This is a genomic window from Erwinia psidii, from assembly GCF_003846135.1.
Lineage (GTDB): Bacteria > Pseudomonadota > Gammaproteobacteria > Enterobacterales > Enterobacteriaceae > Erwinia > Erwinia psidii.
In genome coordinates, this window is the sequence record NZ_RHHM01000004.1 from 280,316 (window position 1) to 304,019 (window position 23,704).

The 23,704-nt window shown below is 49.9% G+C and carries 21 protein-coding genes, 1 pseudogene and 1 riboswitch; of the genes and pseudogenes, 11 read left to right on the forward strand and 11 right to left on the reverse strand.

The window, feature by feature from the left end:
* Positions 1–271: 271 nt before the first annotated feature.
* The 8 genes from EB241_RS21075 to rsd form a co-directional block, all read right to left on the reverse strand.
* Complete coding sequence (locus EB241_RS21075) at positions 272–553, reverse strand: hypothetical protein (protein ID WP_199737323.1); 282 nt, start codon at positions 551–553, stop codon at positions 272–274.
* 1,532 nt (positions 554–2,085) lie between these two features.
* Positions 2,086–3,234: a 2-iminoacetate synthase ThiH gene (gene thiH, locus EB241_RS07385; RefSeq protein ID WP_124232547.1), complete on the reverse strand. Its 1,149-nt coding sequence runs from the start codon at positions 3,232–3,234 to the stop codon at positions 2,086–2,088.
* Entirely contained in the window at positions 3,231–4,007 is a 777-nt protein-coding gene (locus tag EB241_RS07390; RefSeq protein ID WP_124232548.1) for a thiazole synthase, read from the reverse strand. Before EB241_RS07390 ends, thiH begins: the two co-directional genes overlap by 4 nt.
* Before the next feature lie 2 nt (positions 4,008–4,009).
* Complete coding sequence (gene thiS / locus EB241_RS07395; protein WP_124232549.1) at positions 4,010–4,210, reverse strand: sulfur carrier protein ThiS; 201 nt, start codon at positions 4,208–4,210, stop codon at positions 4,010–4,012.
* Positions 4,194–4,955, reverse strand: a complete 762-nt coding sequence (locus tag EB241_RS07400; protein WP_124232550.1) for a HesA/MoeB/ThiF family protein — start codon at positions 4,953–4,955, stop codon at positions 4,194–4,196. Before EB241_RS07400 ends, thiS begins: the two co-directional genes overlap by 17 nt.
* A complete protein-coding gene (gene thiE, locus EB241_RS07405; RefSeq protein WP_124232551.1) occupies positions 4,945–5,592 on the reverse strand; it encodes a thiamine phosphate synthase in 648 nt (215 codons plus the stop codon). The genes EB241_RS07400 and thiE overlap by 11 nt, the downstream gene beginning before the upstream one ends.
* Positions 5,589–7,523 (reverse strand): phosphomethylpyrimidine synthase ThiC, encoded by a 1,935-nt coding sequence (gene thiC, locus EB241_RS07410; protein WP_124232552.1) that lies wholly within the window; start codon positions 7,521–7,523, stop codon positions 5,589–5,591. The genes thiE and thiC overlap by 4 nt, the downstream gene beginning before the upstream one ends.
* Positions 7,524–7,613: 90 nt before the next feature.
* Positions 7,614–7,714, reverse strand: a riboswitch (TPP riboswitch).
* 123 nt (positions 7,715–7,837) lie between these two features.
* Positions 7,838–8,344, reverse strand: a complete 507-nt coding sequence (gene rsd / locus EB241_RS07415; RefSeq protein WP_124232553.1) for a sigma D regulator — start codon at positions 8,342–8,344, stop codon at positions 7,838–7,840.
* 85 nt (positions 8,345–8,429) lie between these two features.
* Here rsd and nudC point away from each other — a divergent pair, with 85 nt between their 5' ends.
* From nudC to EB241_RS07465, 10 genes are all read left to right on the forward strand, one after another.
* The gene (nudC, locus tag EB241_RS07420) at positions 8,430–9,203 is read left to right on the forward strand and encodes an NAD(+) diphosphatase (protein WP_124232554.1); all 774 of its coding nucleotides are present in this window, start codon (positions 8,430–8,432) and stop codon (positions 9,201–9,203) included.
* Between the two features lie 38 nt (positions 9,204–9,241).
* Complete coding sequence (gene hemE / locus EB241_RS07425; protein WP_124232555.1) at positions 9,242–10,309, forward strand: uroporphyrinogen decarboxylase; 1,068 nt, start codon at positions 9,242–9,244, stop codon at positions 10,307–10,309.
* Between the two features lie 2 nt (positions 10,310–10,311).
* Entirely contained in the window at positions 10,312–10,980 is a 669-nt protein-coding gene (gene nfi / locus EB241_RS07430) for a deoxyribonuclease V (RefSeq protein ID WP_124232556.1), read from the forward strand.
* A 67-nt stretch (positions 10,981–11,047) separates the two neighbouring features.
* Positions 11,048–11,638: a YjaG family protein gene (locus EB241_RS07435; RefSeq protein WP_124232557.1), complete on the forward strand. Its 591-nt coding sequence runs from the start codon at positions 11,048–11,050 to the stop codon at positions 11,636–11,638.
* Positions 11,639–11,826: 188 nt separating this feature from the next.
* Positions 11,827–12,099 carry a nucleoid-associated protein HU-alpha gene (hupA, locus tag EB241_RS07440; protein WP_002438605.1) on the forward strand — a complete coding sequence of 91 codons (273 nt, stop codon included), beginning with the start codon at positions 11,827–11,829 and terminating at the stop codon, positions 12,097–12,099.
* A 131-nt stretch (positions 12,100–12,230) separates the two neighbouring features.
* Positions 12,231–12,890, forward strand: coding sequence for a DUF1481 domain-containing protein (locus EB241_RS07445; RefSeq protein ID WP_124232558.1), 660 nt, complete (start codon positions 12,231–12,233; stop codon positions 12,888–12,890).
* Between the two features lie 394 nt (positions 12,891–13,284).
* Positions 13,285–13,599 (forward strand): PTS lactose/cellobiose transporter subunit IIA, encoded by a 315-nt coding sequence (locus tag EB241_RS07450; protein WP_199737325.1) that lies wholly within the window; start codon positions 13,285–13,287, stop codon positions 13,597–13,599.
* Positions 13,600–13,603: 4 nt separating this feature from the next.
* Positions 13,604–13,921 (forward strand): PTS sugar transporter subunit IIB, encoded by a 318-nt coding sequence (locus EB241_RS07455; RefSeq protein ID WP_124232559.1) that lies wholly within the window; start codon positions 13,604–13,606, stop codon positions 13,919–13,921.
* A 58-nt stretch (positions 13,922–13,979) separates the two neighbouring features.
* Positions 13,980–15,239 carry a PTS sugar transporter subunit IIC gene (locus EB241_RS07460; RefSeq protein ID WP_124232560.1) on the forward strand — a complete coding sequence of 420 codons (1,260 nt, stop codon included), beginning with the start codon at positions 13,980–13,982 and terminating at the stop codon, positions 15,237–15,239.
* 24 nt (positions 15,240–15,263) lie between these two features.
* Complete coding sequence (locus tag EB241_RS07465; protein WP_124232561.1) at positions 15,264–16,325, forward strand: tyrosine-protein phosphatase; 1,062 nt, start codon at positions 15,264–15,266, stop codon at positions 16,323–16,325.
* Between the two features lie 204 nt (positions 16,326–16,529).
* On the opposite strand, the gene EB241_RS07470 is transcribed toward EB241_RS07465, so the two are convergent.
* Positions 16,530–19,217 carry a sigma 54-interacting transcriptional regulator gene (locus EB241_RS07470; RefSeq protein WP_158612397.1) on the reverse strand — a complete coding sequence of 896 codons (2,688 nt, stop codon included), beginning with the start codon at positions 19,215–19,217 and terminating at the stop codon, positions 16,530–16,532.
* Between the two features lie 640 nt (positions 19,218–19,857).
* Between EB241_RS07470 and tnpA the strand changes: the two are divergent.
* Positions 19,858–20,294, forward strand: a pseudogene (gene tnpA / locus EB241_RS07475) (IS200/IS605 family transposase).
* 117 nt (positions 20,295–20,411) lie between these two features.
* Here tnpA and purD read toward each other — a convergent pair.
* Positions 20,412–21,692, reverse strand: a complete 1,281-nt coding sequence (gene purD, locus EB241_RS07480) for a phosphoribosylamine--glycine ligase (protein WP_124232579.1) — start codon at positions 21,690–21,692, stop codon at positions 20,412–20,414.
* Between the two features lie 14 nt (positions 21,693–21,706).
* Positions 21,707–23,296: a bifunctional phosphoribosylaminoimidazolecarboxamide formyltransferase/IMP cyclohydrolase gene (gene purH / locus EB241_RS07485; protein WP_124232563.1), complete on the reverse strand. Its 1,590-nt coding sequence runs from the start codon at positions 23,294–23,296 to the stop codon at positions 21,707–21,709.
* Between the last annotated feature and the right edge of the window lie 408 nt (positions 23,297–23,704).

Genomic DNA, 23,704 nt, shown 5'->3' on the forward strand with positions numbered 1-23,704 from the left:
TTGAAAATAGCAAGCTATTAGTAACTTATTCTGGATGAAAATTTTATTAAGTTAATTTTATTTGGTGTAAGATAAGTGGTAATTAAGGCTTTTTTAGTATATCAAATTGGGTAGGTGAAAAATAATCATCCTCAGTAATAATATCGCAGAAGTAAATATTGACCCCTGTCAAGAAAACAGATGCCGTCACAGATATTTTAAATAAACGTGTGATTAGACTCGTATTGAATGCGGGTTTTTTATGGTAAATGCATTTGAAACGCTGCGTTAATTAATCTCTGATGAGTTGAATTTGGTTTCTGGTGCGATCAATTATCCTTAAATTGGTATTGGTATTGGTATTGGTATTGGTATTGGTATTGGTATTGGTATTGGTATTGGTATTGGTATTGGTATTGGTATTGGTATTGGTATTGGTATTGGTATTGGTATTGGTGTTGGTATTGGTATTGGTATTGGTATTGGTGTTGGTGTTGGTGTTGGTGTTGGTGTTGATTGGAAGTAATTCAGTTATGACTTTCCTACCGGAGAATGGAAGGTCGTGGCAGCTCACTGCCCTGAGCCTTTCATCGAATTAGCTGATTAATTAGTCTTTTTATGGTCAGGAGTTTGACGTTTTTTTCTTATCTTATGGTCATGATGTTTTCCTGTATATCTCACGCACTTTTTGGTGATGTTAGAATATTTTCATTCCGATAATAATGAGTCCGAAGTTGAGAAGAATGAAAATTTTTAACCGAGCTGCCTTCAACATTTCTTACCGAATCCGAACTGGTCTTTTACCCGGTGCGATTTTTTGCAAACCAGAAGGTTCTGTGACATGGGTTGCCGCCGTCGTTCTTCACAATAAATACAGACATTGCATCCTTACTTTGTGCGGATTTCAGGTCATTTCATCTGGCAAAAAGTGGGCCGTGCCATCCGCAGGCGGGCTTGTTATCCGCGCTAAACATCACACATTTACAGCGTCATATATCTTCGTAGCTAAAACCCGTCTATCTTTGTTGTGCCGATCTGATGATACTCTGCCTGTGTGCCCCTTGGGGTGTCAATTTTTCCACCGCCGGTGAGGTAACGGATACATAAGGCGACGTGGTGGAGCTGTAAAGGAAGCCCCGTCACGGTTTATGCAGATATTTTCCCGGTAGTACCTGTTTTACACGATTTCCCTGGCGGACGGGTCGTCACCGGAGACGCTGGATATTACTCGTCTGAAGAAGCAATTAACTGCATACTGTATCCAGATTGCCGTGGTGTATTTTTTCTGCTTTCGGTAAATGCTTACACTGTCTGCAATTGAATCATGCTCAACTTATATCAATAAAAAAATAATACGCTTATGATCCTGACTACCTCCGTTGGGTTTGATCACCAGGAAATATGCTAACAGAACAAAGTGAATGAGGCAGGCCCGACAGAAAGGAATGACCTCGGGCCTGGACGATGCCGTTATCACACCGACAATACGTAATCTGCCGTATTAAAAGTAAATGAACAGCAGTTGAAAACAGATGTGGAAGCGTTGCCAGAATATTTCTCAGGGTTTGCATTGTTTTAATAAATAATTGCGTGTTATCCCGTATCTGTCGAGCGAACTCAGGCAGTAAAAACTGTTTTTTCAAATAGGATATGTTAAGGCCTTATGCTGAGGGTTTTTTGACTCAACAGGAAAATCTATATAATGATTCTGGAAAGAAAAAATCCAGTTTGCGTAGAGAACAACAGGCCAGAGTGAGTAACAGAAGAGGAGGGGAATAATAGAAATACTGAGGCTTGTCCTTATTACTCTTTTCAACCTCTTATGCTACTGAACAGGAGTTATTTGTAATGCCACAGCTTCTTCCTGCAAATTATCAACATAAAGAGCAGTGACTTGATCATAAGAAAGCTATTTACAAACGCGTTGAGCAAGAAAATGCCAGGGTGTTTCAGCGCGAAAAGTATCTGGCTTGTGATATGTGCCATTTAGCAGGCGACAGAGTGAGCGCAACAGATACTACACATAATCTGAATATCCATTTGCCATGATCGGTAAAAAAACAAAGGCCGCCTGCGGCGACCAAACGAAATTTGTCCGGCCGCCGACTATTCACACGCTGAGTTAAACACCGACCCTGCCCGCCCCAGATAGCTGTCCCAGTCTTTCCAGACGGGTTGCATTCCGGCAGCAACGAGGGCTTTTGCCACCTGCTGTGGATGACGGTTATCGTATGGAGAAAACTGCTCCAGCTCAGGATTGCCATCGGCATAGCCGCCAGGCTGCGTTTTTGAAAAAGCACTGAGGGAGTTAATCGCCAGCGGTACAACCCTGTCGCGAAATCGCGGTGATTCACGAGTGGAAAGCGACTGTTCCACCTCCGGGGCAAACAGCCGGAACGCGCAAATAGCCTGTACCAGCTGTGTTTCATCCATCAGTGAAGCGGGCTGAATACCGCCGGCACAGGGCCGCAGCCGTGGAAACGCCACCGAATAACGGCTTTGCCAGTATGTTTTCTGTAGCCATAACAGATGCTCTGCCATCATATAGCAATCTGTCCTCCAGCTGTCTGACAGCCCAATCAGTGTACCCAGCCCGATTTTATCTACTGCGGCACGCCCTAACCGGTCGGGTGTTTCCAGGCGGAAAAAGAAATCCTGTTTGTTGCCCTTGAGATGATGCTGGCGGTACACCGTCGGATGGTATGTCTCCTGATACACCAGCACGCCATCCAGTCCCAGCGTTTTCAGTTCAACATAATCTGCCTCGCTCATCGGTTGCACTTCCATCATCAGTGAGCTGAAGTACCGGCGAATGGTCGGCAGATGTTGACGAAAATAATCCATGCCAACCTTGCTCTGATGCTCGCCGGTAACCAGCAACAGCTGGTCAAATCCCAACTCGCGGATGGCCTGGCATTCACGGTCAATTTCCTGTGCATCCAGCGTCTTACGTTTAATCCGGTTGCTCATGGAAAAGCCGCAATAGGTGCAGTCATTGGCACAAAGGTTGGAGAGATACAGAGGAACAAACAGATTTACCGCATACCCAAAGCGCTGGCGGGTTAAGCACTGAGCCTTTTGCGCCAGCGGTTCAAGATAAGACTGTGCGGCAGGGGAAAGCAGCGCCATCAGCTCCTCCCGTCCCACTTTGGGGGCATTCAGCGCCCGCTCAACGTCGGCCGGGGTTTTGCTGTGGATGCGCAGGCGGATATCATCCCAGTTCAATTTTTCCCATTGAGACACAAAACTTTTCATTGCGTGATCTCATCGGTGAGAAACCGGGTCAACGGGCTGGTAGCGCTGGCCTGCTGATGACGGCTACCCAGTCCACTACGGCAGGCCAGCGCCCCTGCTTCCACCGCCAGCCGAAAGGCGTGTGCCATATTAATCGGGTGACTGGCGCTGGCTATCGCGGTGTTAACCAGCACCGCGTCGGCACCCATTTCCATCGCCTCGCAGGCGTGACTGGGCGCACCCAGACCGGCATCAACGATGACCGGAACAGTGGCCTGTTCAATGATAATTGCCAGAAAATCACGGGTTTTAAGCCCCTGATTGCTGCCAATTGGCGCACCCAGCGGCATCACGGCGGCGCAGCCTGCTTCTTCCAGCCTTTTGCACAGCACCGGGTCGGCGTGACAGTAAGGCAATACGGTAAAACCTTCCTTAACCAGGGTTTGCGCGGCTTTCAGCGTTTCAATGCCGTCGGGCAACAGGTAGCGAACGTCAGGATGAATCTCCAGCTTCAGCCAGTGGGTGCCCAGCGCTTCGCGGGCCAGTCGGGCGGCAAAGATCGCTTCTTCGGCGGTTTTCGCGCCTGATGTGTTGGGTAACAGTTGTACACCCAGCTGTTGCAGAGGACGCAGGATGCCGTCATCTCCGCCGCGTAAATCTATCCTTTTCATTGCCAGAGTCACCAGCTCGGTGCCGGATGCCTTCAATGCATCCAGCATCATTGCCGGGCTGGAAAATTTACCCGTGCCGCTAAAAAGGCGGGAAGAAAACGTTCTGTCGGCTATTTGTAACATGTTCAACCTCCGGCGATGGCCTGGAAAATCACCAGCTCATCCCCTTCCTGTAAGTAGCGCTCCGCCCAGCGGTCGCGGGGCACAATGTGCTGATTGACTGCCAGCGCGATCCCTGATGGGGAATAAGAAAGCTGCTGTAACAATGCGGTCAGCGTCAGCGTGGTGGGCAGGGTGAATGCCTCATCGTTAATGATGATGTGCACGGTGTTCTCCGCATAGTGGACAGCGGGCGCTGCGTTCAAGGTGAAGTGTTCGCCAGGTTTGCTGGCGACCATCAAACAGTCGCAATTTGCCATCAAGCGGAGAGGGCAGACCTGCCAGCATCTTCAGGGCTTCCAGCGCCTGCATTGTCCCCATTACGCCCACCACCGGTCCCAGCACACCCGCCGTCCGACAGTTGCGCTGTGGCTCAACGTCATCCGGCCAAAGACAACGGTAACAGCCATATTTAAAAGGCGGTGTCAGCACCAGTAGCTGACCGCTGAAACCCACCGCGCTGGCGCTGATCAGCGGAATGGCATGTTGCAGACAGGCGGCGTTAACCGCATGGCGGGTTGGCATGTTATCGCTGCAATCCAGCACCATATCCACCGACTTCACCGCCTCTTGCAACGTATCGGCCTTCATGCGCTGATCCAGGGCGATAACCTCCCGTTGCGGATTTAGTGACAGCAAACGCTGTCTGGCAACGTCAGTTTTACGCTTCCCGGTTTCATCACTGCGAAACAGGATCTGTCGCTGGAGGTTGCTGATATGCACCGTATCGTCGTCAGCCAGCAGCAGTTTTCCCACGCCCGCCGCCGCGAGATAGAGCGCCGCAGGAGAACCCAGTCCACCCAGCCCGACAATCAGCACGCTACTGTTATGCAACTTTTCCTGCACCCCTGGGCCAAATTCCTCCAGCAGTAGCTGGCGGCTGTAGCGCATAAAATCGCTGTCACTGAGCATTGGTTGCTCCTCCCTGGCCTGCCAGCGCCAGTAGCTGCTGGGTGGCAGTTTGCCAGTTTGTCGCCTGCGTAATGGCGCTAACTACCGCGATGCTACCAACGCCGGTTGCCAGTACCGACGGGGCGCGTTCGAGGCTGATACCGCCAATGGCGACGGTGGAAATACCCGTCAGCCGGGAAAGATGGCGTTGCAATTCCTCCAGCCCCTGCGGTGCAGAGGGCATCTGTTTGGTCTGGGTCGGGAAAATATGCCCCAACGCGATATAGGATGGTTGCACGGCCAGCGCCCGATCCAGTTCCGCATCGTCATGGGTGGAGAGGCCCAGACGAAGATCGGCACGGTGGATCGCATCCAGATCGGCGGTTTCAAGGTCTTGCTGACCCAGATGGACGCCATAAGCCCGATGTTTAATCGCCAGTCGCCAGTAATCATTGATAAACAGCCGCGCCCGGTAGCGTCGGCCCAGCGCGATTGCGGCAGCCATATCCTGTTCGACCGCTTCATCCGTCTGGTCTTTAATGCGCAGCTGAAGGGTCCGAACACCCGCGTCCAGCAGGCGAGAAATCCACACGACGGAATCCACCACCGGATAAAGGCCAAGCCGCTTTGCCGTGGCAGGAAAGGGAGGGCGGCTCATACCTTTTCCTCCGACGAGATCGCATCGGCAGGGTGATACAGTTCGCCACCGCGCTGCCGGAAGGATTCCGACATTTCGGCCATGCCGATTTCAATCGGTCTGGCTTCCGCTTCCTGCTTCGCCGCGTACTCACGCACTTCCTGAGTTATCTTCATGGAACAGAATTTTGGTCCACACATTGAGCAGAAGTGCGCAACCTTACCGGATTCCTGCGGCAGGGTTTCATCGTGATAAGCCCTTGCGGTATCAGGGTCCAGCGCCAGGTTAAACTGGTCTTCCCAGCGGAATTCGAAACGCGCTTTGGACATCGCGTTATCGCGGATCTGTGCACCCGGATGCCCTTTTGCCAGATCTGCGGCATGGGCCGCGATCTTGTAAGCGATCAGTCCCTGCTTCACATCCTCTTTGTTCGGCAGGCCAAGGTGCTCTTTTGGCGTGACGTAACACAGCATAGCGCAGCCAAACCAGCCAATCATGGCCGCGCCAATACCGGAAGTGAAGTGATCATAACCCGGTGCGATATCGGTGGTCAGTGGGCCAAGAGTATAAAATGGCGCTTCATGGCAATGCTCCAGCTGTTCGGTCATATTGCGACGGATCATCTGCATCGGTACGTGCCCCGGACCTTCAATCATCACCTGTACGTCATACTCCCAGGCGATTTTGGTCAGTTCACCTAAGGTGTGCAGTTCGGCGAACTGGGCCTCGTCATTGGCATCCTGGATGGAGCCCGGACGCAAACCATCGCCCAGCGACAGGGAAACATCATAAGCCGCGCAGATTTCACAAATTTCGCGGAAGTGCTGCCAGAGGAAACTCTCTTTGTGGTGCGACAGGCACCACTTGGCCATGATCGAGCCGCCGCGGGATACGATGCCGGTCAGGCGCTTCGCGGTCATTGGCACATAGCGCAGTAGCACGCCTGCATGGATGGTGAAGTAGTCCACGCCCTGTTCGGCCTGTTCCAGCAGCGTGTCGCGGAAGATTTCCCAGTTCAGATTTTCGGCAATGCCGTTCACTTTCTCCAGCGCCTGATAAATTGGCACGGTGCCGATTGGAACCGGGCTGTTACGCAGGATCCACTCGCGGGTTTCGTGGATGTTGCGTCCGGTGGAGAGGTCCATCACCGTGTCAGCCCCCCAGCGGGCTGCCCAGACCAGTTTCTCAACTTCTTCTTCGATGGAGGAGCTGACCGCAGAGTTGCCTATATTGGCGTTGATTTTCACCAGAAAGTTACGCCCGATAATCATCGGCTCCGATTCCGGGTGATTGATATTCGCGGGAATAATGGCACGACCGGCGGCGACTTCCTGACGGACAAATTCTGCCGTAATGTTTTCCGGCAGATGCGCGCCAAAGCTGTTGCCTGGATGCTGCTGTTGCAGGACTTCGCCACGGATGCGCGCGCGACCCATATTTTCACGCAGTGCGATAAATTCCATCTCAGGCGTGATCACACCCAGTCGCGCATAATGCATCTGGGTCACACAGCGACCAGCCAGCGCGCGGCGTGGGTGCGGAAGATTATCGAATCGCAGGTGATCAAGCCCTTCATCGGCCAGCCGCTGCTGGGTATATACCGAGCTGAGCTGCCCAATCGGCTGCGTATCGCCACGCTCGATAATCCACTCATTTCGCAGCCGTGCCAGCCCGGCGTGCACATCGATTTTTGCTTCAGGATCGCCGTAAGGCCCGGCCGTGTCGTAGACCGGCACCGGTTCGTTATCCTCAAACTGCGGGTTATCTTTGCTGCCGCCAACCATCGTCGGACTGAGCTGGATTTCGCGCATCGGCACACGAATATCGGCACGGGAGCCGGTCAGCCAGATACGTTCAGAATTGGGAAAAGCGGTGCCCTGTAGGGAATCGATAAACTCTTGTGCCTCAGCACGTTGCTCACGACGGGTGGATTTTTTATCAACGGTAGACATAGCACGTTCCTGAATAAATAGGGAAAGTTGCTTGCCTGGAGCTCGGAGGAGTAAGCGCAAAGTGTGATGAGATACGGGTTCACACCGTCACTGAATTTTACTCTTGTTCCCTTCGCAGGTACTAACCTGATCAGGTTCCGCGGATCCCGAATTAACGGTCTCAGCCCCTTGGGGCACTCCGACAAGAAGAATTCTGCTTCCCACAGCGGGGAAGGCAGAACGATAGTGACCGCCTGGTGGCCGGTCACTGAATTACCCACTCAGCATAAAGGGTCTTTCTGGAAACTACAAGGTTTTTACAAACTGATAACCTTTCAGGCCGGGCGGGCGAGCTGGGAATCGTTGGCCGCGTCCGGTTGTTCTGCGTTTCTCTCCAGCGCCAGCTTAATAAATCGATCTTCCAGCGTGAAACGCGCCTCCAACGCCTCGCCGACTGCCGAGAGTGCTGTCTGGAACGCCAGGTAGTTGTCATCATCAATAGCGTTTTCAAGATGAGAGTCATATACCTGCATAATTTGCTCAGTATTGGTCTGCAGTGAGGGGTAAATGAGTGCGGCTTTCGCCAGCTGCTCGCTGCCTTCCATCTCTTTGATGAAGCGTTGATAGACGGTGAAGTGGCCTGTGGACAGATAATCCACCAGCGTCTGGCAGAACGTATCCAGCGCGTTTTCATCAAGCGTAGTCAGCGAATCCTTGTTAGGCTTTATGCCAACCATCTGATAATAAGCAACCAACAGCTGCTTACGCGATCGCAAACAAAAGTCCACCAGGTCACTGCATCCGCCCACACGGGCGGTCAGAACGTCTAACTGGTCAAGCATGAGTGACTCCGTAAGTGTTGTTTTCTGATGTCTGATAGCAATCCCGTTATACAGTGTGTCTGTGAAGCGGAGGATGAACAAATTTATGCAATGTGAGATCTTAAGCGTAGATGCTGGCTGGTGGATTGTCAGCCACGAACAGAAACTTTGGCTGCCAAAAGGCCAATTACCGTACGGCAGCGCACAAGAATTAAGCCTGAGTGGATCGAAAGGATCGTTAATCGGCGAATGGCAGGGCGAACCGGTGCGGTTGATCTGCGACAGCCGCCAGGAAGACATGGGATCGCTACGACAGATCCTCGATCAGGACCCTGGCCTGTTCCAGCTTGCCGGGCGGGGGATCCAGCTGGCAGAGTTTTATCGTTCTCATCAGTGGTGCGGCTATTGCGGCCATAAGATGCACCACAGCAAAACCGAGTGGGCCTGCCTGTGCAGTCACTGCCGTCAGCGTTACTACCCACAGATTGCTCCCTGTATCATTGTCGCTATTCGCCGGAATGACAGGATCCTGCTGGCTCAGCATACCCGACACCGCAACGGCGTTTACACCGTGCTGGCGGGGTTTGTCGAAGTGGGAGAAACGCTGGAACAGACCGTGGCGCGTGAGGTAATGGAAGAGAGCGGGATTACGGTGAAGAATCTACGTTATGTCTCCTCACAGCCCTGGCCGTTCCCACAATCGCTGATGATGGCATTTATGGCTGACTACCAGAGCGGTGAGATTACCCTCGATCCGAAAGAGCTGCTTGACGCCGACTGGTACCGCTTTGATGCGCTGCCGCCACTGCCCCCGGTGGGAACCATTGCACGCCGACTGATTGAGGATACCGTTGCGCTGTGCCGCGCCGAAGCGCAATGAATGTTATACTGCGTGCCTGCAAACGGAGAGTCATAAAAATGAGTGAGCTGAAAAACGATCGTTATCTGCGCGCACTGCTGCGCCAGCCGGTAGATGTGACGCCCGTGTGGATGATGAGGCAGGCCGGGCGCTATTTGCCAGAGTATAAAGCCACCCGCGCCCAGGCCGGGGATTTTATGTCGCTGTGTAAGAACGCTGAGCTGGCATGTGAAGTCACGCTGCAACCGCTGCGTCGATACCCGCTTGATGCAGCAATACTGTTCTCCGATATTTTGACCATCCCTGATGCAATGGGGCTGGGACTTTGGTTTGAAGCCGGTGAAGGTCCCCGTTTTTCATCTCCGGTCACCTGTCGGGCGGATGTTGAAAAACTGCCGATTCCAGACCCGGAGCAGGAACTGGGCTATGTGATGAATGCCGTGCGCACTATCCGCAAAAATTTGCAGGGGCAGGTACCGCTTATCGGCTTCTCCGGCAGTCCGTGGACACTGGCGACATACATGGTTGAAGGTGGTAGCAGCAAAGCCTTTACCAAACTGAAAAAGATGATGTATGCCGAGCCGGAAACCCTGCATCTTATGCTCGACAAGCTGGCTGACAGCGTAATCCTCTACCTGAATGCGCAAATCCGTGCAGGGGCACAATCGGTGATGATTTTTGACACCTGGGGCGGCGTGCTGTCAGGTCGTGACTATCTTCAGTTCTCCCTGCACTACATGCACAAAATTGTTGATGGCCTGCTGCATGAGAATGAAGGGCGTCGGGTGCCAGTCACCCTGTTTACCAAAGGCGGCGGACAGTGGCTGGAAGCGATGGCTGAAACCGGCTGTGATGCACTGGGTCTGGACTGGACCACTGATATCGCCGATGCGCGTCGTCGTGTCGGCCATAAAGTGGCGTTGCAGGGGAATATGGACCCGTCGATGCTGTATGCACAACCGGCGCGTATTGAGCAGGAAGTCGCGGATATTTTGCAGCGTTTTGGTCATGGCGATGGGCACGTGTTCAATCTGGGACACGGGATCCATCAGGATGTGCCGCCAGAACACGCTGGCGCATTTGTCGAGGCGGTTCATACCCTTTCACGCCAGTATCATCAGAGCTGAGTATGGATATTCAGGCATTAAAGCAGGAGCAGCTGAAACGTGCCGCTGAGGTGGTGCGTGAAGATGATTTTGAGGTAATGCCGCCGTGCTATATCGCCGGCGCGGACGTCGGTTTTGAACAGGGCGGTGAGGTGACACGTGCCGCTCTGGTTATTCTGGAATATCCTTCGCTGAAAATGGTTGAGCACCGCGTGGCGCGGATTGCCACCACCATGCCCTATATTCCCGGCTTTCTCTCTTTTCGCGAATACCCCGCTTTGCTGGCGGCCTGGCAGCAGCTGCAACATCAGCCTGATTTGCTGTTTGTTGACGGGCAGGGAATTGCGCATCCCCGTCGTCTGGGCGTTGCCAGCCATTTTGGTTTGCTGGTCGATGTGCCAACTATCGGTGTCGCCAAGCGCCGCCTGTGTGGCAAGTTTGGACCACTGTCAGAGCAACCCGGCTCCCGTCAGCCGCTGGTCGACAAGGATGAACAGATTGGCTGGGTGCTACGTAGCAAGCGGTGCTGTAATCCACTATTTATCTCCCCCGGACATCGTGTCAGCCCGGACACGGCTTTGTACTGGGTGGAAATCTGTCTGCAAGGGTACCGTCTACCTGAACCAACCCGCTGGGCGGATGCCGTTGCTTCACAGCGTCCCGCTTTTATGCGGCTGTTGGCAAAGGGTTAACGGTGTGAGGCGCTGGCTTTTGGGTTACACTGCCAGCCGCGCACTATTTTGTTAAAGAGATCCCATCATGTTACGTAATCCAATCCACCTGCGGCTGGAAAAGCTGGAAAGCTGGCAGCACATTACTTTTATGGCCTGCCTGTGCGAGCGCCTGTACCCTAATTACTGGGCGTTTTGCCAGCAGACCGGATTTGGTGAAGCTCTGCTTTATCGTCGTATTCTTGATTTGATCTGGGAAACATTGCTGGTCAAAGATGCCAAAGTAAATTTTGACGCGCAGCTGGAAAAACTGGAAGAGGCGATCCCGGCGACAGAGGATTACGATCTGTACGGTGTTTATCCCGCTATTGATGCCTGTGTAGCATTGAGTGAGCTACTGCATTCCCGTTTGAGTGGCGATACTCTGGCACATACTATTGCCGTCAGTGAAGCATCAATCACCGGCGTGGCGATGCTGGAAATGACCCAGGCGGGGCGCGAAATGACCGATGAAGAACTGAAAGAAAACCCTGCCGTTGAAGAAGAGTGGGATATTCAGTGGGAAATTTTTCGCCTGCTTAGCGCCTGCGAGGAAAGAGACCAGGAACTGATAAAAGGCCTGCGTTCTGACCTGCGGGAATCAGGGATTAGTAATATCGGTATAAAATTTCAGCAATAAGGCGAGAAAACGTGATTTCAGGCCTGATTTGTAGCGCCTTAAGGCTTCACATTCGCCCCCAGTCTGGTCTACATTTGTGGGGCTGAAAAAAGTGGCTATCGGTGCGTGTATGCAGGAGAGTGCCAGAATCTGGTTTTTCCCTCGCACTCGATGCTTAGCAAGCGATAAATACACTGTAAGGATAACTTATGAACAAGACTCAACTGATTGATGTAATTGCGGACAAAGCGGACCTGTCTAAGACCCAGGCTAAAGCTGCTCTGGAATCCACCCTGGCTGCGATTACTGAGTCTCTGAAAGAAGGTGATGCTGTACAACTGGTTGGTTTTGGTACTTTTAAAGTTAATCACCGTGCTGAGCGTACTGGCCGCAACCCGCAGACTGGTAAAGAGATAAAAATTGCTGCTGCTAATGTACCGGCATTTGTTTCTGGTAAGGCACTGAAAGACGCTGTTAAGTGATCGTGTGACAGTGAAAAGTTTTAAACAGGGGGGCGTAAGCCCCTTTTGTTCAAACCGGATGTCACCGCCCTCGCTGTATTCCATCTCCCTTCCGGGCAACATCCCTGTCTCTCTTGTGTGACACCCACGCCATGACACGATGCTCATTCTCACTTCCTGTGCTGTTGGTTATGCTGCTACTGGCAGGCTGTAGTACGCGTCCCAAACTGCCCGACTTTACTGCCAGTGGTTATCTTGCCGATCGCGGTGCCTTGCGGATATGGCGCAAAGAGAGTCCACCACATGCCAGCCATCTGATGACGGTCTACACGCCTTTTAGCGGAACATCTTTTGAAAAAACCGATTATCAATGGCAGAACGATAAGCTTGTTTCTGTTGAGCGTCATATTATCGGTGAGCATCCCGAAAGTGTAATGATGCGTTTTCAGGACGATAAACTGAGCTTTATGCAGCGCCAGCTCGATGGACACCGTGAAGCGCTCTCGTCAGATGCGGTGGCGTTATATCAGTTTGATGCCGGGCGAATGCTCAGAATCAGTGATGACCTGCTGGCCGGTCATGTACTGCTGAAACAGGGCTACTGGTCATCTGATGGTACGGTTCAGCTCTGCCAGGGGGGAAAAACGCGACCTGATTTTGATCGCTTCTCCATGCGCTACATCACCCAACATCAGCAGGTATCGGGTAAACCGGTTAGCCTTTCCTGGCTGGAAGCACCGAGAGGCACGCAGCTGTTACTGGTATCCGCAGAGGATCTCTGTGCCAGTGAGCCGCAGTCGGCTGATTTTTAGACGCTTAAGCGGTGTAATTGAGCGGACGCTTAATCACCGGAAGGTGTCTTGTTTCAAGGGATAAGTCCGGTTAACTTCTTTACACCATGAGATTTTTTCCTGAAAAAAGAGGCATAACGGTCTCCTGCTATATTGATGGGAAAATAGTCATCCTGTCATGAGGATGCACAAACTCCGTCCCGGTCTTCCCATTACCTCGCTATTATCCAGCACCCGTTGCCATCCCTCTGGCCGCCGCCGCCTGTCTTTCGTCTTGATGTCAAATAATGACAACGTTCGCGAAACACATTGAAACAGATTTATCTAACTAACTGATAAATAATTATATTTAATGTTTTGGCATTCTTTATGCAATGGCTACTGCAGTTAAACAGAATGGCACTGGGAGGTCGGTTTGGATCTTGAAGAAATTGTTATGCAAATCATCGTTAACAGCGGTGAGGCCAGAAGTCAGAGTCTTAATGCGATTAATGAGGCTCGTCAGAAAAACTATCTTAAGGCAGACGAGCTAATGAAAACGGCGAAAGAAGCTCTGTCTCGCGCTCATCAAATTCAGACAGAGATGATACAGGAAGAGATTAGAGGTAATGAGCAACGGGTTTCAATGATTATGGTACATGCACAGGATCATCTAATGAATGCATTGACCGTGCGTGATTTGGCCACGGAGATCATTGATATAATCAAAGATCGGGATTACAGGGAATAAAGAGATGAAATACAAAATTATGCTTGCCTGCATGGGAGGATTTTCAACCAGTATGTTGGTAAAAAAAATGCGGGAATCTGCTGAAAAGTTAGGTATTGATGCAGAAATCGATGCGGTAGCGGAAACCGAGCTGGATAAGTATCAGGACCTTAATATTATTATGCTGGGGCCGCAGGTTGGGCATTTACTGGATGAAATACGCTCAAAATCTAACGTACCTGTCAGCATCATTGATTCCCTGGACTATGGGTTAATGAATGGTGAAAAGGTACTGAAGGATGCATTGCAACAGTTGAAGGAAAATGAATTAGGGAAAAGATAATATTCAAACCTGGGAAATAAAATATTACAGCGCTGTATTAAAAAACAAGGTGAACTGCATGGATGGTCTGTTCAATGGAATGAGAAATTTACTACAAAAAGGCATGGGCGTAATACAAAAGAGCAAGTACGTTCAGGCTATTTCCGGTGGTATGATGCTGCTGCTGCCAGTGTTGATGGTAGGTTCATTTGCCAGCGTGTCAGCAAGCATTAATATTGATTCATGGCAGGCGTTGATTATCAGTACAGGGCTTAAGAGTGCCTTTACGTACTGTACCGTAGCGACGATGAATATTATCTCCATCTATGTAGCAAGCACTTTGGCTTATAAACTGGCTGAGCTGCATAAGAAGGATGGTATTATGTCAGCGACACTGGCCGTAATGGCGTTTTTTTTGCTAACACCCGTCACGAGCTTTGAAAAAATAAAAGCCATTGAGCTAACCTATCTTGGTGCACGGGGAATGATTGTTGCCATGGTCACCGGACTGGTGACAGCCCGGCTGTATATTTTTCTGATCGATAGTAAAGTGACAATTAAACTGCCTGATTCAGTGCCGGATTTTGTCTCCAAATCATTTTCCAGTTTGATTCCGGCTTTTATCATTGGCCTGATCTTTGCCATAATTAACGTTCTTTTTGAGCTGACGCCATTCAGAAATATTCATGATTTTATCTATTCCCTGGTGCAGGGGCCGTTACAGGGACTGGGGACGAGCCTGACTGCCGCATTATTCATTGTGTTTCTGGCCGAATTCCTGTGGTTCTTTGGCATTCATGGCACCATGGCGACGTCTGCAATCCTGTTTACTCTGTTTTACCCCTTGGATGTTGAGAACCTCAATGCTTTCCAGGTGGGCGAAGCGCTACCCTTTATCGTCACCATGACGTTTATTAATGCGCAAAAAGGCCCTCGCTATCTGGCGATGTCGATTCTGTTGCTGTGCTGTAAAAGCGTCCAGATGAAAAGTATAGGGAAAATTGGTGTGCTTCCCGGCTGTTTTGGCATCAGCGAGCCTTACAAATTTGGTCTGCCAATGGTGCTAAATCCGGTGTTGTTTTTACCCTTAATGACTGCCGGAACACTGAATGTCATGCTGTCTTACTTTGCGACAAAAATGGACGTTATTCCCAGAGTTAATGGAATGCCCTTACCCTCTGCGGGAACGCCGGAAATCATCAAGGGTTTCATGATTGGCGGCTGGCAAATGGCATTATGGCATATCGTGCTGCTGATAGTTGCCATGCTGGTTTACTATCCATTTATACGCTACATGGACCGTCAAAAACTGATTGCAGAATCAGCAGTTGCACAGTAAAGCTCATAATATCATGAGGGATCAATGAATATTATTTTTGAAAGACTGAATAATTATGAAATATTACTTAAGTGGGATAATCCTGATAAAAAAATAACAATTATAGATATTCTGTCAGTGGCCGTCAGCGGTGCCATATTGGACAACAGAATAGCAGAAACAACACGGGATCGTTATATTATCCGACATGACACGTTTTCAAAGCCAACCTATCGGCTGACCTGTGGTCACCAAACCAGCATCGTTTCTGAGCGAGTATTACCGTTGGAAGGTGCCAACAATTTCCGTGATGCCGGAGGATATGAAACTGAAAATGGCATGATGGTTCGCTGGGGAAAACTCTACCGCTCCGATCATCTCCATCGTTTGACGAATAATGATTTTCTTTATCTGGCCCCGTTAGGAATTCGAACGATAATCGATTACCGCACAGCAGAAGAGATAGCCAGGCAGCCAAATCATTTATGGACGGAGGATGTTAAGTGTGTTTGCTTGACGCCAAATGCCTCCTCTGCGGAACTGGCAGCGACAACATCCGGTGATGCAGAGAAGGTTGATTTACTGCTGCGGTTAGCAACAAGGGCTGAGAGCGGGGTGATTATTAATAGCGCTGGCAAAATTATGGAAGATCAATATCGTGAATTTATTCATCACCCTGATTCTGTTAAGGCTTTTCGAAATATGCTACTACTACTGGCACAAACAGGTGAATGGGCAGTAAATCAACATTGCCGGGGGGGGAAAGACCGTACCGGATTTGGTATTGCGTTGGTCCATTTAGCACTGGGTGTGAAGAAGGAATTTATATATCAGGATTATATGCTAACCAATCAGCTGAGGGCTGAGAGAAACAGGCGGCGAATGTTACAATATCGTGAACAGACAAAAAATGAAGATGTGCTTGGTTTTTTGTCATCAATGATGGAAACACGTCATTCATATCTGGATGCCTCATTGGATGAAATAGAGAAACAATATGGCGGTGTAGAAAGATATATTTACGATGGTCTGAAAATTATGCCACCAACAATTGAAAAACTCAAAGCTCGCTTTCTTTCCAATAAAAAAGTGAGTCCATTTAAATAGCGGTGACTGATACCGCTACAGTAGATCATTTTGGATAATATCGGTCCAGTCAGAAACTAAGGTCGATGATCTCGCGTGATGACTGGATCCTGCACCACTAAAGGAAAATCCCTTGCGCTGTAAGAGCTGATAAAAGGTGGAGCACTATTCCGCGCAGCTATTTAACCCATATGCAAATGCGCTAAGCAGTGCTTTATGGTTTTACTACTGGCGATAATATCGATGTATAGTGCACAGTTCGTTTTCATCCAGTTTGACGTCAAAAGCCTGTTCAATTAAAACTATTTCTTTTCTGATAACTTGCATATCCTGATGATATTGGGAAAGATGTTTTTCCTTGTGTTCGAAATAATGTGCGGACTCACCATTTTTATGCCGTTCGACCATACAGGCTATATGCATTATTAAACCAATCAATAAATTAGTTGACTGAGAAACTCCCAGTGATGCGATGATATTCTTGTTAAATTTTTTAATTTCGCTCACAAGATTTTCCACAGGAAGGTTGGTTAGCAATTGTTCCAGCGTCCCTGTAACCAGTGAATAGGTTACCTCTGTATCAATGAGTTCCTGCATGGTGGATATACCATTATGGTGCAGAATATCAGCCAACCCGAAAACCGGGATATGACTGTCAAACTCAAAAGGGCTGACAATAGCAATAATCATATAGTCGGTTGCAATATGCGCGATATCCCGTGTAATATCGGATTCGTCATCGATATTTAATGTGATAATCTCAATCAGATTTTTACGATAAGAGAGGGATCGGGTAAGCAGATTTTGAGTTAATCGGGCAGAACCTTCGCCAGTGGTACACAGGGTAATAATTGCCAACTTATGACTAACCATATTTTGCCTGAAGGTGAACGGAGAAGGATTTTTGTTATTAACAGCTAACGTCATTAACTGATTGACCTTTTGCACATCCTGATAAACGATCTGAAGCGGGTTACCGTTCATGGCACTTTGGATGGCTTCAATAATGTGTAGGGTGCTGATAAGTTGTAGTGAGGCGACTTTAATACTGCACTGCTGTTCAATATTAGCAGCAAAGGTCGTCAGAGAACCCATATCAACTAACATCATGATATCGCAGTTTTTATTTTCTTCCCGGATGTAATTAATTATTCTTTCCAGAATCTGTTGTGGCTTTTGCTCCAGCGGCGCATTAAATGCGACTGCGTAGTTTACTCCTAAAAGTTCATTTGCGGTATCCACAAGTGCGCTGGCGGTATTTTCCCCATGAGCCACTACAAGGACCTGAACATTATTATTTTGAGCATCCATTTCCTGTTCAGAGAAGACCAGGAACATTGCAAGAAAACCTGCTTCATCTACAGGAAATGTTATCTCCATGACCCGTTCTATAATATGTAGCCAGTTTAACGCTAAATTAAATATATCACTTCTTGATTTTCGGATGTGATTAAGTTGTGGGTGTATGATACATTTATTCGAATTAACTCGCTCAATAGCATTTTCGATATGTTTTGCCAGTCCATAATACAGGCGAGAACTCAGTGGGCGCTGAAGGTTTATTTCAGCATATCGAATGAGTTCTTCTGTGAGATGTAATATTTTTTTTGGTACCACACAGAACAGTTTTCGGCTGTTGTAATTGGTATAGCCATCATTGACCTGCATGTGAATATATTCAGTAATATCATTCTCTATTTCTTTCCTCAGTTCATTCTCATCCAGATCAAGACTTTTTAATACGGCCATCCGTAGATTAAGCATGTCGTAAATATTTTTAGTATAATTATCTTCTTTAAGTTCCAGTAGGTTTTCCGCGGAGAAGGTAATACTTTTTTTACTGATTCCAATAACATCCCCCCAGACTTTACGATGTTCGGGATGAGCATATAATGCCTCACTGATGTTTGCAGGCAACATGCGGCTGTACACTTCAATCTGAGGTGTTTTTCCTGAGCAGTACTGCATCCATGCATTGGCACAGGAAAAACGAATATCTGATTTTAGTTGTCCAATATTGTTGGTGCAATCGTAACTCAGTAAAGCTCGCAGTGTATTAGCTGAAACTTTAATCTGATTGCGTAATTGCCTGGCCTCCTGGCTGAAAAAACGTTTAATCAAACTGAAACGTTCTTTAAGGGGTCTGTCACGCAATGCAGGCAAGGTTATGGATACCGGAAAGCGGCGTGTAAAGGTGTTTAATAGTGCTGAACGTGGTGATTCGGTCGTGGCGGCGAAAATGCGTACGGATGCGGTACGTTCTGACGAGGTTTCGCCCAGGCGACGATATATTCCCTTGTCAATAAAAGTGAAAAACATCTCCTGACCCTCAGGGGGTAAACGATGCACTTCATCCAGAAATAAAATTCCCTGGCGGGCTTTTTCTAACAGACCAATATGCTCCTCGTCTGCACCTGTATAAGCTCCGCGCCTGGAGCCAAAGAGCTGGGCAATTAACAGTTGTGGATTATTGCTGTAATCAGCGCAGTTAAAGATAACAAAGGGAGCATTTTTATCGATCTTCTGGGTTGAAATAGCATAGGCATGGAGCATTTCAGCAAACATAGATTTGCCGACACCCGTTTCACCCAGTAACAGTAAATTCATGCCCCGTGGCGGGTACAAAATAGCCGCTTTGGCCTGAGCCACCGCAGAACTGAGGCTGGGATTTTCTGCAACAAAACTATCTAATAAATGATCGTCAACGTGTTGCGATGTTATTTCAGGGGTGAGGTAAGAGTAATAGACCGGCTTACCTTTTGTCTTAACGGCTTTTCCCTGACTGACCAGTTTATTTAATTCACTGCTTACATTTGCCCGCGATAAACCGATACTTTCAGCCAACTCTGAAGCCGTGAGTCCCTTTCCGTTACTATGCGTTTTTAAACAGTTATAGACAGTATCAATTCTCATTTTTATATTACCTCTTGACATTCCCTTATATTGTCAGAGGAGAAGTAAATATATCTCCACATTCAGATTATATTGTGACAGGCTGGTCATCAAGTGCTCAATTCGCCAGCAATGCCAGCTGGTTATGCAGATAAACAGAAACAAAGAAGAGTGGAAACAGAGATTCAGCCTCAGCCAGGGAAAATGCTCACACCCTGATGGTTATAATCTATTGCATGAGCTGGTTTGGGTATACCCTTCACACAACTCAAAATTGTAAAGTGGCCGTGCTCAGTCATCCCAATCACATGTTTGAGTGAGAGCCCCTCCCGGCGCACTTTTGGCCGCAGGCAGTTCTCTCCATCCCTACGTACTGTACGCTCCGGTGCCTGTGCACTTGCCGTGTCCTAACTGGCTGGCGGCAATGATGCCCGGTGGGACAGGCTCTGCGCTCATTTGGATGCCTTCGATTATCGCGTGATCTGGATATCCGGTTTCACCCCTGCGGGACACGCGCTGTTCAAAGCGCTTTTGCGTTTTTACTGTCAGCTTTAAACCACCTCCGTGGGAGGTGGTGATTGTCCCTGTGAGGCTCCAGCCTGGAGGAAGCCCATGTCGGAATATTTCACCTACTCACCACAAGTAAGAGGGAATCACCAACATGGGGCTTTACAGGCGTTCATCACATGCATATCGGCGTTGTAAATACCACATAGCCCGGACGGCAAAGTACCGCTTCAGGATCCTGAAAGATAAGTTGGGCAAGTGACGTTACAGGACAATCTGGATTCTCTGTGGAATAAAAGATGGTGAGATTCTGGAGCTAAATGTTCAGCAGATCATGTACATCCTGTTGTAACAGTTCCACCGAAAATTCCGATATCAACTCTGATGGCGCATCTGAAAGGCCGCAGCACAATCAGGCGCTACAATCGTTTCCCACACAAACGAAAGACGTTATGGGGCAACCACTTTTGGTCACGAGGCTGGTTTGCAGATACTGTCGGGGTGAACGGGGAAATTATCAGACGGTATGTGAGGCATCAGGAGAAAACGAAACAAACAGAGGAGCAGCAGATGGAATGGTTAGCGTGGTAATCGAAATTTGACAATAGCGCCCCCCTTTCAGGGGGCATTGTCAAAAGCCACCTTCCAGGAAGGTGGTCCTTTACTCTGTGATACGAATTATCCCGGTAACTGTCCCAGATGGTGAGCTTATTGACGACCAATTGCCCGGTAACCAATATCGCTACGGCAGAAGCTGCCATCCCATGAAATATGTTTCGCCAGTTCGTAGGCATGTTTTTGCGCTGCCGCAATATCATTGCCCAGAGCCGTGACGCACAGCACCCGTCCGCCGTTGGTTACCACCAGGTCATCCTGTATTGTGGTGCCAGCATGAAACACTTTGCCTTCCTGTAACGCCTCCAGCGGCAGGCCGTGGATCGGGTCGCCGGTGTTGTAGTCGCCGGGGTAACCGCCCGCCGCCAGCACCACGCCCAGTGAAGGGCGGGGATCCCAGACGGAGTCTTTGGTGTTCAGCTTGCCGTCAACGGCGGCCAGGCAAAGATCCACCAGATCCGACTGCAGGCGAAGCATAATGGGCTGGGTTTCAGGATCGCCAAAGCGGCAGTTAAATTCGATCACTTTCGGCTGACCGTTTTTGTCGATCATCAGACCGGCATAGAGGAAACCGGTATAAACGTTACCTTCCGCTGCCATACCTCGCACGGTTGGCCAGATCACTTCATCCATCACCCGCTGGTGGATGAAGTCGGTGACAACCGGTGCAGGAGAGTATGCACCCATGCCACCGGTGTTAGGGCCGGTATCGCCATCCCCCACGCGTTTATGATCCTGACTGGTGGCCATTGGTAGCACGTTTTCACCATCAACCATTACGATGAAGCTGGCTTCTTCGCCGTCCAGAAACTCTTCCACCACAATACGATGACCCGCGTCACCAAAGGCATTACCGGCCAGCATGTCCTGAATGGCGTCTTCTGCCTCCTGCAAGGTCATTGCCACAATCACACCTTTACCGGCAGCCAGACCGTCAGCTTTGATGACGATGGGTGCGCCTTTACGTCGTACATAAGCCAGCGCCGGCTCCACTTCGGTAAAGTTCTGGTATTCCGCCGTTGGGATCTGATGACGGGCCAGAAAATCCTTGGTAAAGGCTTTGGAGCCTTCCAGTTGCGCCGCCGCCTGCGTTGGGCCAAAAATCTTTAGCCCCGCGGCGCGAAACGCATCTACCACGCCAATTACCAGCGGTGCTTCCGGGCCAACGATGGTCAGATCAATTTGCTCGCGCTGGGCAAAGCTCAGCAGAGCAGCAACGTCGGTGGCGCCGATGGCCACATTTTGCAATGCAGGTTCCAGCGCGGTGCCGGCATTGCCAGGTGCGACAAAAACGGTTTCTGCCAGCGGTGACTGAGCGGCCTTCCATGCCAGTGCATGTTCACGTCCACCATTGCCAATGACTAAAATTTTCATCATTTAACCCCTTATTAATGGCGGAAGTGACGCATGTCGGTGAAGATCATTGCAATGCCATGCTCGTCAGCGGCAGCAATTACCTCTTCATCACGAATTGAACCGCCCGGCTGGATAACACAGCTCACGCCGACGGCGGCGGCAGCATCAATACCGTCGCGGAATGGGAAGAAGGCATCAGAAGCCATGGCCGAGCCTTTCACTTCCAGCCCTTCGTCGCCCGCTTTGATCCCGGCAATTTTCGCAGAATAAACGCGGCTCATCTGGCCTGCACCTATGCCAATGGTCATGTTGTCACGTGCATAGACGATAGCGTTGGATTTCACGAACTTGGCCACTTTCCAACAGAACAGCGCATCGCGCAACTCCTGCTCAGTGGGCTGACGTTTGCTGACCACACGTAGCTGGCTTTCGGTCACCATCCCCAGATCGCGGTCCTGCACCAGCAGGCCACCGTTGACACGTTTAAAGTCCAGACCTGCCTGGCGTTGCTGCCACTGGCCACAGGTCAGCACGCGGACATTCTGTTTGGCTGCGGTCACTTTCAGTGCTGCTTCACTTGCGGAAGGGGCAATGATCACTTCCACGAACTGACGGCTGATGATCGCCTGTGCAGTCGCTTCATCCAGTTCACGGTTGAAAGCAATGATGCCACCAAAGGCTGAGGTTGGGTCAGTCTTGTACGCCAGTTCGTAAGCATGAAGGATAGTGCTGCCGGCAGCGACCCCACAGGGGTTAGCATGTTTGACAATAACGCAGGCTGGCTCGTTAAACGCTTTCACGCATTCCAGCGCCGCGTCGGTATCTGCGATATTGTTGTAAGACAGCGCCTTGCCCTGAGCCTGTTGTGCGGTGGCGACCGACGCTTCCGTGAGGTTTTCCTCTATATAGAAAGCGGCATCCTGGTGGCTGTTCTCGCCGTAACGCATATCCTGCTTCTTGATGAAGTTCAGGTTAAGCGTGCGTGGGAAGCGACCTGAAGGTTCCGTAGTGTCACCATGATAGGCCGGAACCAGGCTGCCGAAATAGTTGGCAATCATACTGTCGTAAGCGGCGGTATGCTCAAAGGCTTTAATCGCCAAATCAAAGCGGGTGGAGAGTTTCAGGGAATTATTGTTGGCGTCCATCTCGTCAATAATGGCCTGATAGTCACTGCTCTTGACCACAATTGCCACGTCCTGATGATTCTTTGCCGCAGAACGCACCATGGTCGGGCCACCGATATCAATATTTTCAACGGCATCTGCCAGTGAACAGCCATCGCGGGCAACTGTCTGAGCAAAGGGATACAGGTTAACCACTACCATGTCGATAGGGGAAATGCTGTGTTCCTGCATGATCTCATCATCCTGGCCTCGGCGTCCGAGGATGCCACCATGCACTTTGGGATGCAGGGTTTTGACACGTCCATCCATCATTTCCGGGAAGCCGGTGTAATCAGAAACTTCAGTGACGCTTAAACCTGCTTCAGCAAGCAGGCGGGCGGTTCCGCCAGTTGAAAGCAGTTCAACACCGCGCGTTGACAGCGCCTGAGCAAACGGCAGGATACCGGCTTTGTCAGAGACGCTAAGCAGAGCGCGGCGTACAGGACGAGGTTGTTGCATGAGGTTTATCCCCTGGTTTTGGTTCGCACAGATAAGAACGTTACATCAACCCTGGTCATCTTCCTTACAGATAAAGAAGTGTGGCGTTGATTCAGGTAACGCCCCCAGCAGAGGTCCAGGATTTTGCCTGGCATTGTAGCGAAAACGTTTGCGCGGTGCTCGTCTAAATTTCCGGCATGCCATTAATGTGGATAACTTTGTGTATAACTGCGTATAAACAGCCCTTTTGCTGTGGAATGCAGCGAACGCACTATTTTTTGCAATTTAGGGGTTGTCAGGGTGCGTAAACTCCCTATAATGCGCCACCACTGACACGGAACAACGGCTTACGGGTCGCCGGGTTAAGAGGTTCAGCACGCTGAACCGCCGGAGCAACTTCTTCTCAAAAAGACGTTGACTCTGAAGGAG

Excerpts from the sequence above, each read along its gene's own strand:
- thiH (WP_124232547.1), bottom strand. The coding sequence starts at position 3,234 with ATGAAAAGTTTTGTGTCTCAATGGGAAAAATTGAACTGGGATGATATC.
- EB241_RS07390 (WP_124232548.1), bottom strand. The coding sequence starts at position 4,007 with ATGTTACAAATAGCCGACAGAACGTTTTCTTCCCGCCTTTTTAGCGGC.
- EB241_RS07400 (WP_124232550.1), bottom strand. The coding sequence starts at position 4,955 with ATGCTCAGTGACAGCGATTTTATGCGCTACAGCCGCCAGCTACTGCTG.
- thiE (WP_124232551.1), bottom strand. The coding sequence starts at position 5,592 with ATGAGCCGCCCTCCCTTTCCTGCCACGGCAAAGCGGCTTGGCCTTTAT.
- thiC (WP_124232552.1), bottom strand. The coding sequence starts at position 7,523 with ATGTCTACCGTTGATAAAAAATCCACCCGTCGTGAGCAACGTGCTGAG.
- rsd (WP_124232553.1), bottom strand. The coding sequence starts at position 8,344 with ATGCTTGACCAGTTAGACGTTCTGACCGCCCGTGTGGGCGGATGCAGT.
- nudC (WP_124232554.1), top strand. The coding sequence starts at position 8,430 with ATGCAATGTGAGATCTTAAGCGTAGATGCTGGCTGGTGGATTGTCAGC.
- hemE (WP_124232555.1), top strand. The coding sequence starts at position 9,242 with ATGAGTGAGCTGAAAAACGATCGTTATCTGCGCGCACTGCTGCGCCAG.
- nfi (WP_124232556.1), top strand. The coding sequence starts at position 10,312 with ATGGATATTCAGGCATTAAAGCAGGAGCAGCTGAAACGTGCCGCTGAG.
- EB241_RS07435 (WP_124232557.1), top strand. The coding sequence starts at position 11,048 with ATGTTACGTAATCCAATCCACCTGCGGCTGGAAAAGCTGGAAAGCTGG.
- hupA (WP_002438605.1), top strand. The coding sequence starts at position 11,827 with ATGAACAAGACTCAACTGATTGATGTAATTGCGGACAAAGCGGACCTG.
- EB241_RS07445 (WP_124232558.1), top strand. The coding sequence starts at position 12,231 with ATGACACGATGCTCATTCTCACTTCCTGTGCTGTTGGTTATGCTGCTA.
- EB241_RS07455 (WP_124232559.1), top strand. The coding sequence starts at position 13,604 with ATGAAATACAAAATTATGCTTGCCTGCATGGGAGGATTTTCAACCAGT.
- EB241_RS07460 (WP_124232560.1), top strand. The coding sequence starts at position 13,980 with ATGGATGGTCTGTTCAATGGAATGAGAAATTTACTACAAAAAGGCATG.
- EB241_RS07465 (WP_124232561.1), top strand. The coding sequence starts at position 15,264 with ATGAATATTATTTTTGAAAGACTGAATAATTATGAAATATTACTTAAG.
- EB241_RS07470 (WP_158612397.1), bottom strand. The coding sequence starts at position 19,217 with ATGAGAATTGATACTGTCTATAACTGTTTAAAAACGCATAGTAACGGA.
- purD (WP_124232579.1), bottom strand. The coding sequence starts at position 21,692 with ATGAAAATTTTAGTCATTGGCAATGGTGGACGTGAACATGCACTGGCA.
- purH (WP_124232563.1), bottom strand. The coding sequence starts at position 23,296 with ATGCAACAACCTCGTCCTGTACGCCGCGCTCTGCTTAGCGTCTCTGAC.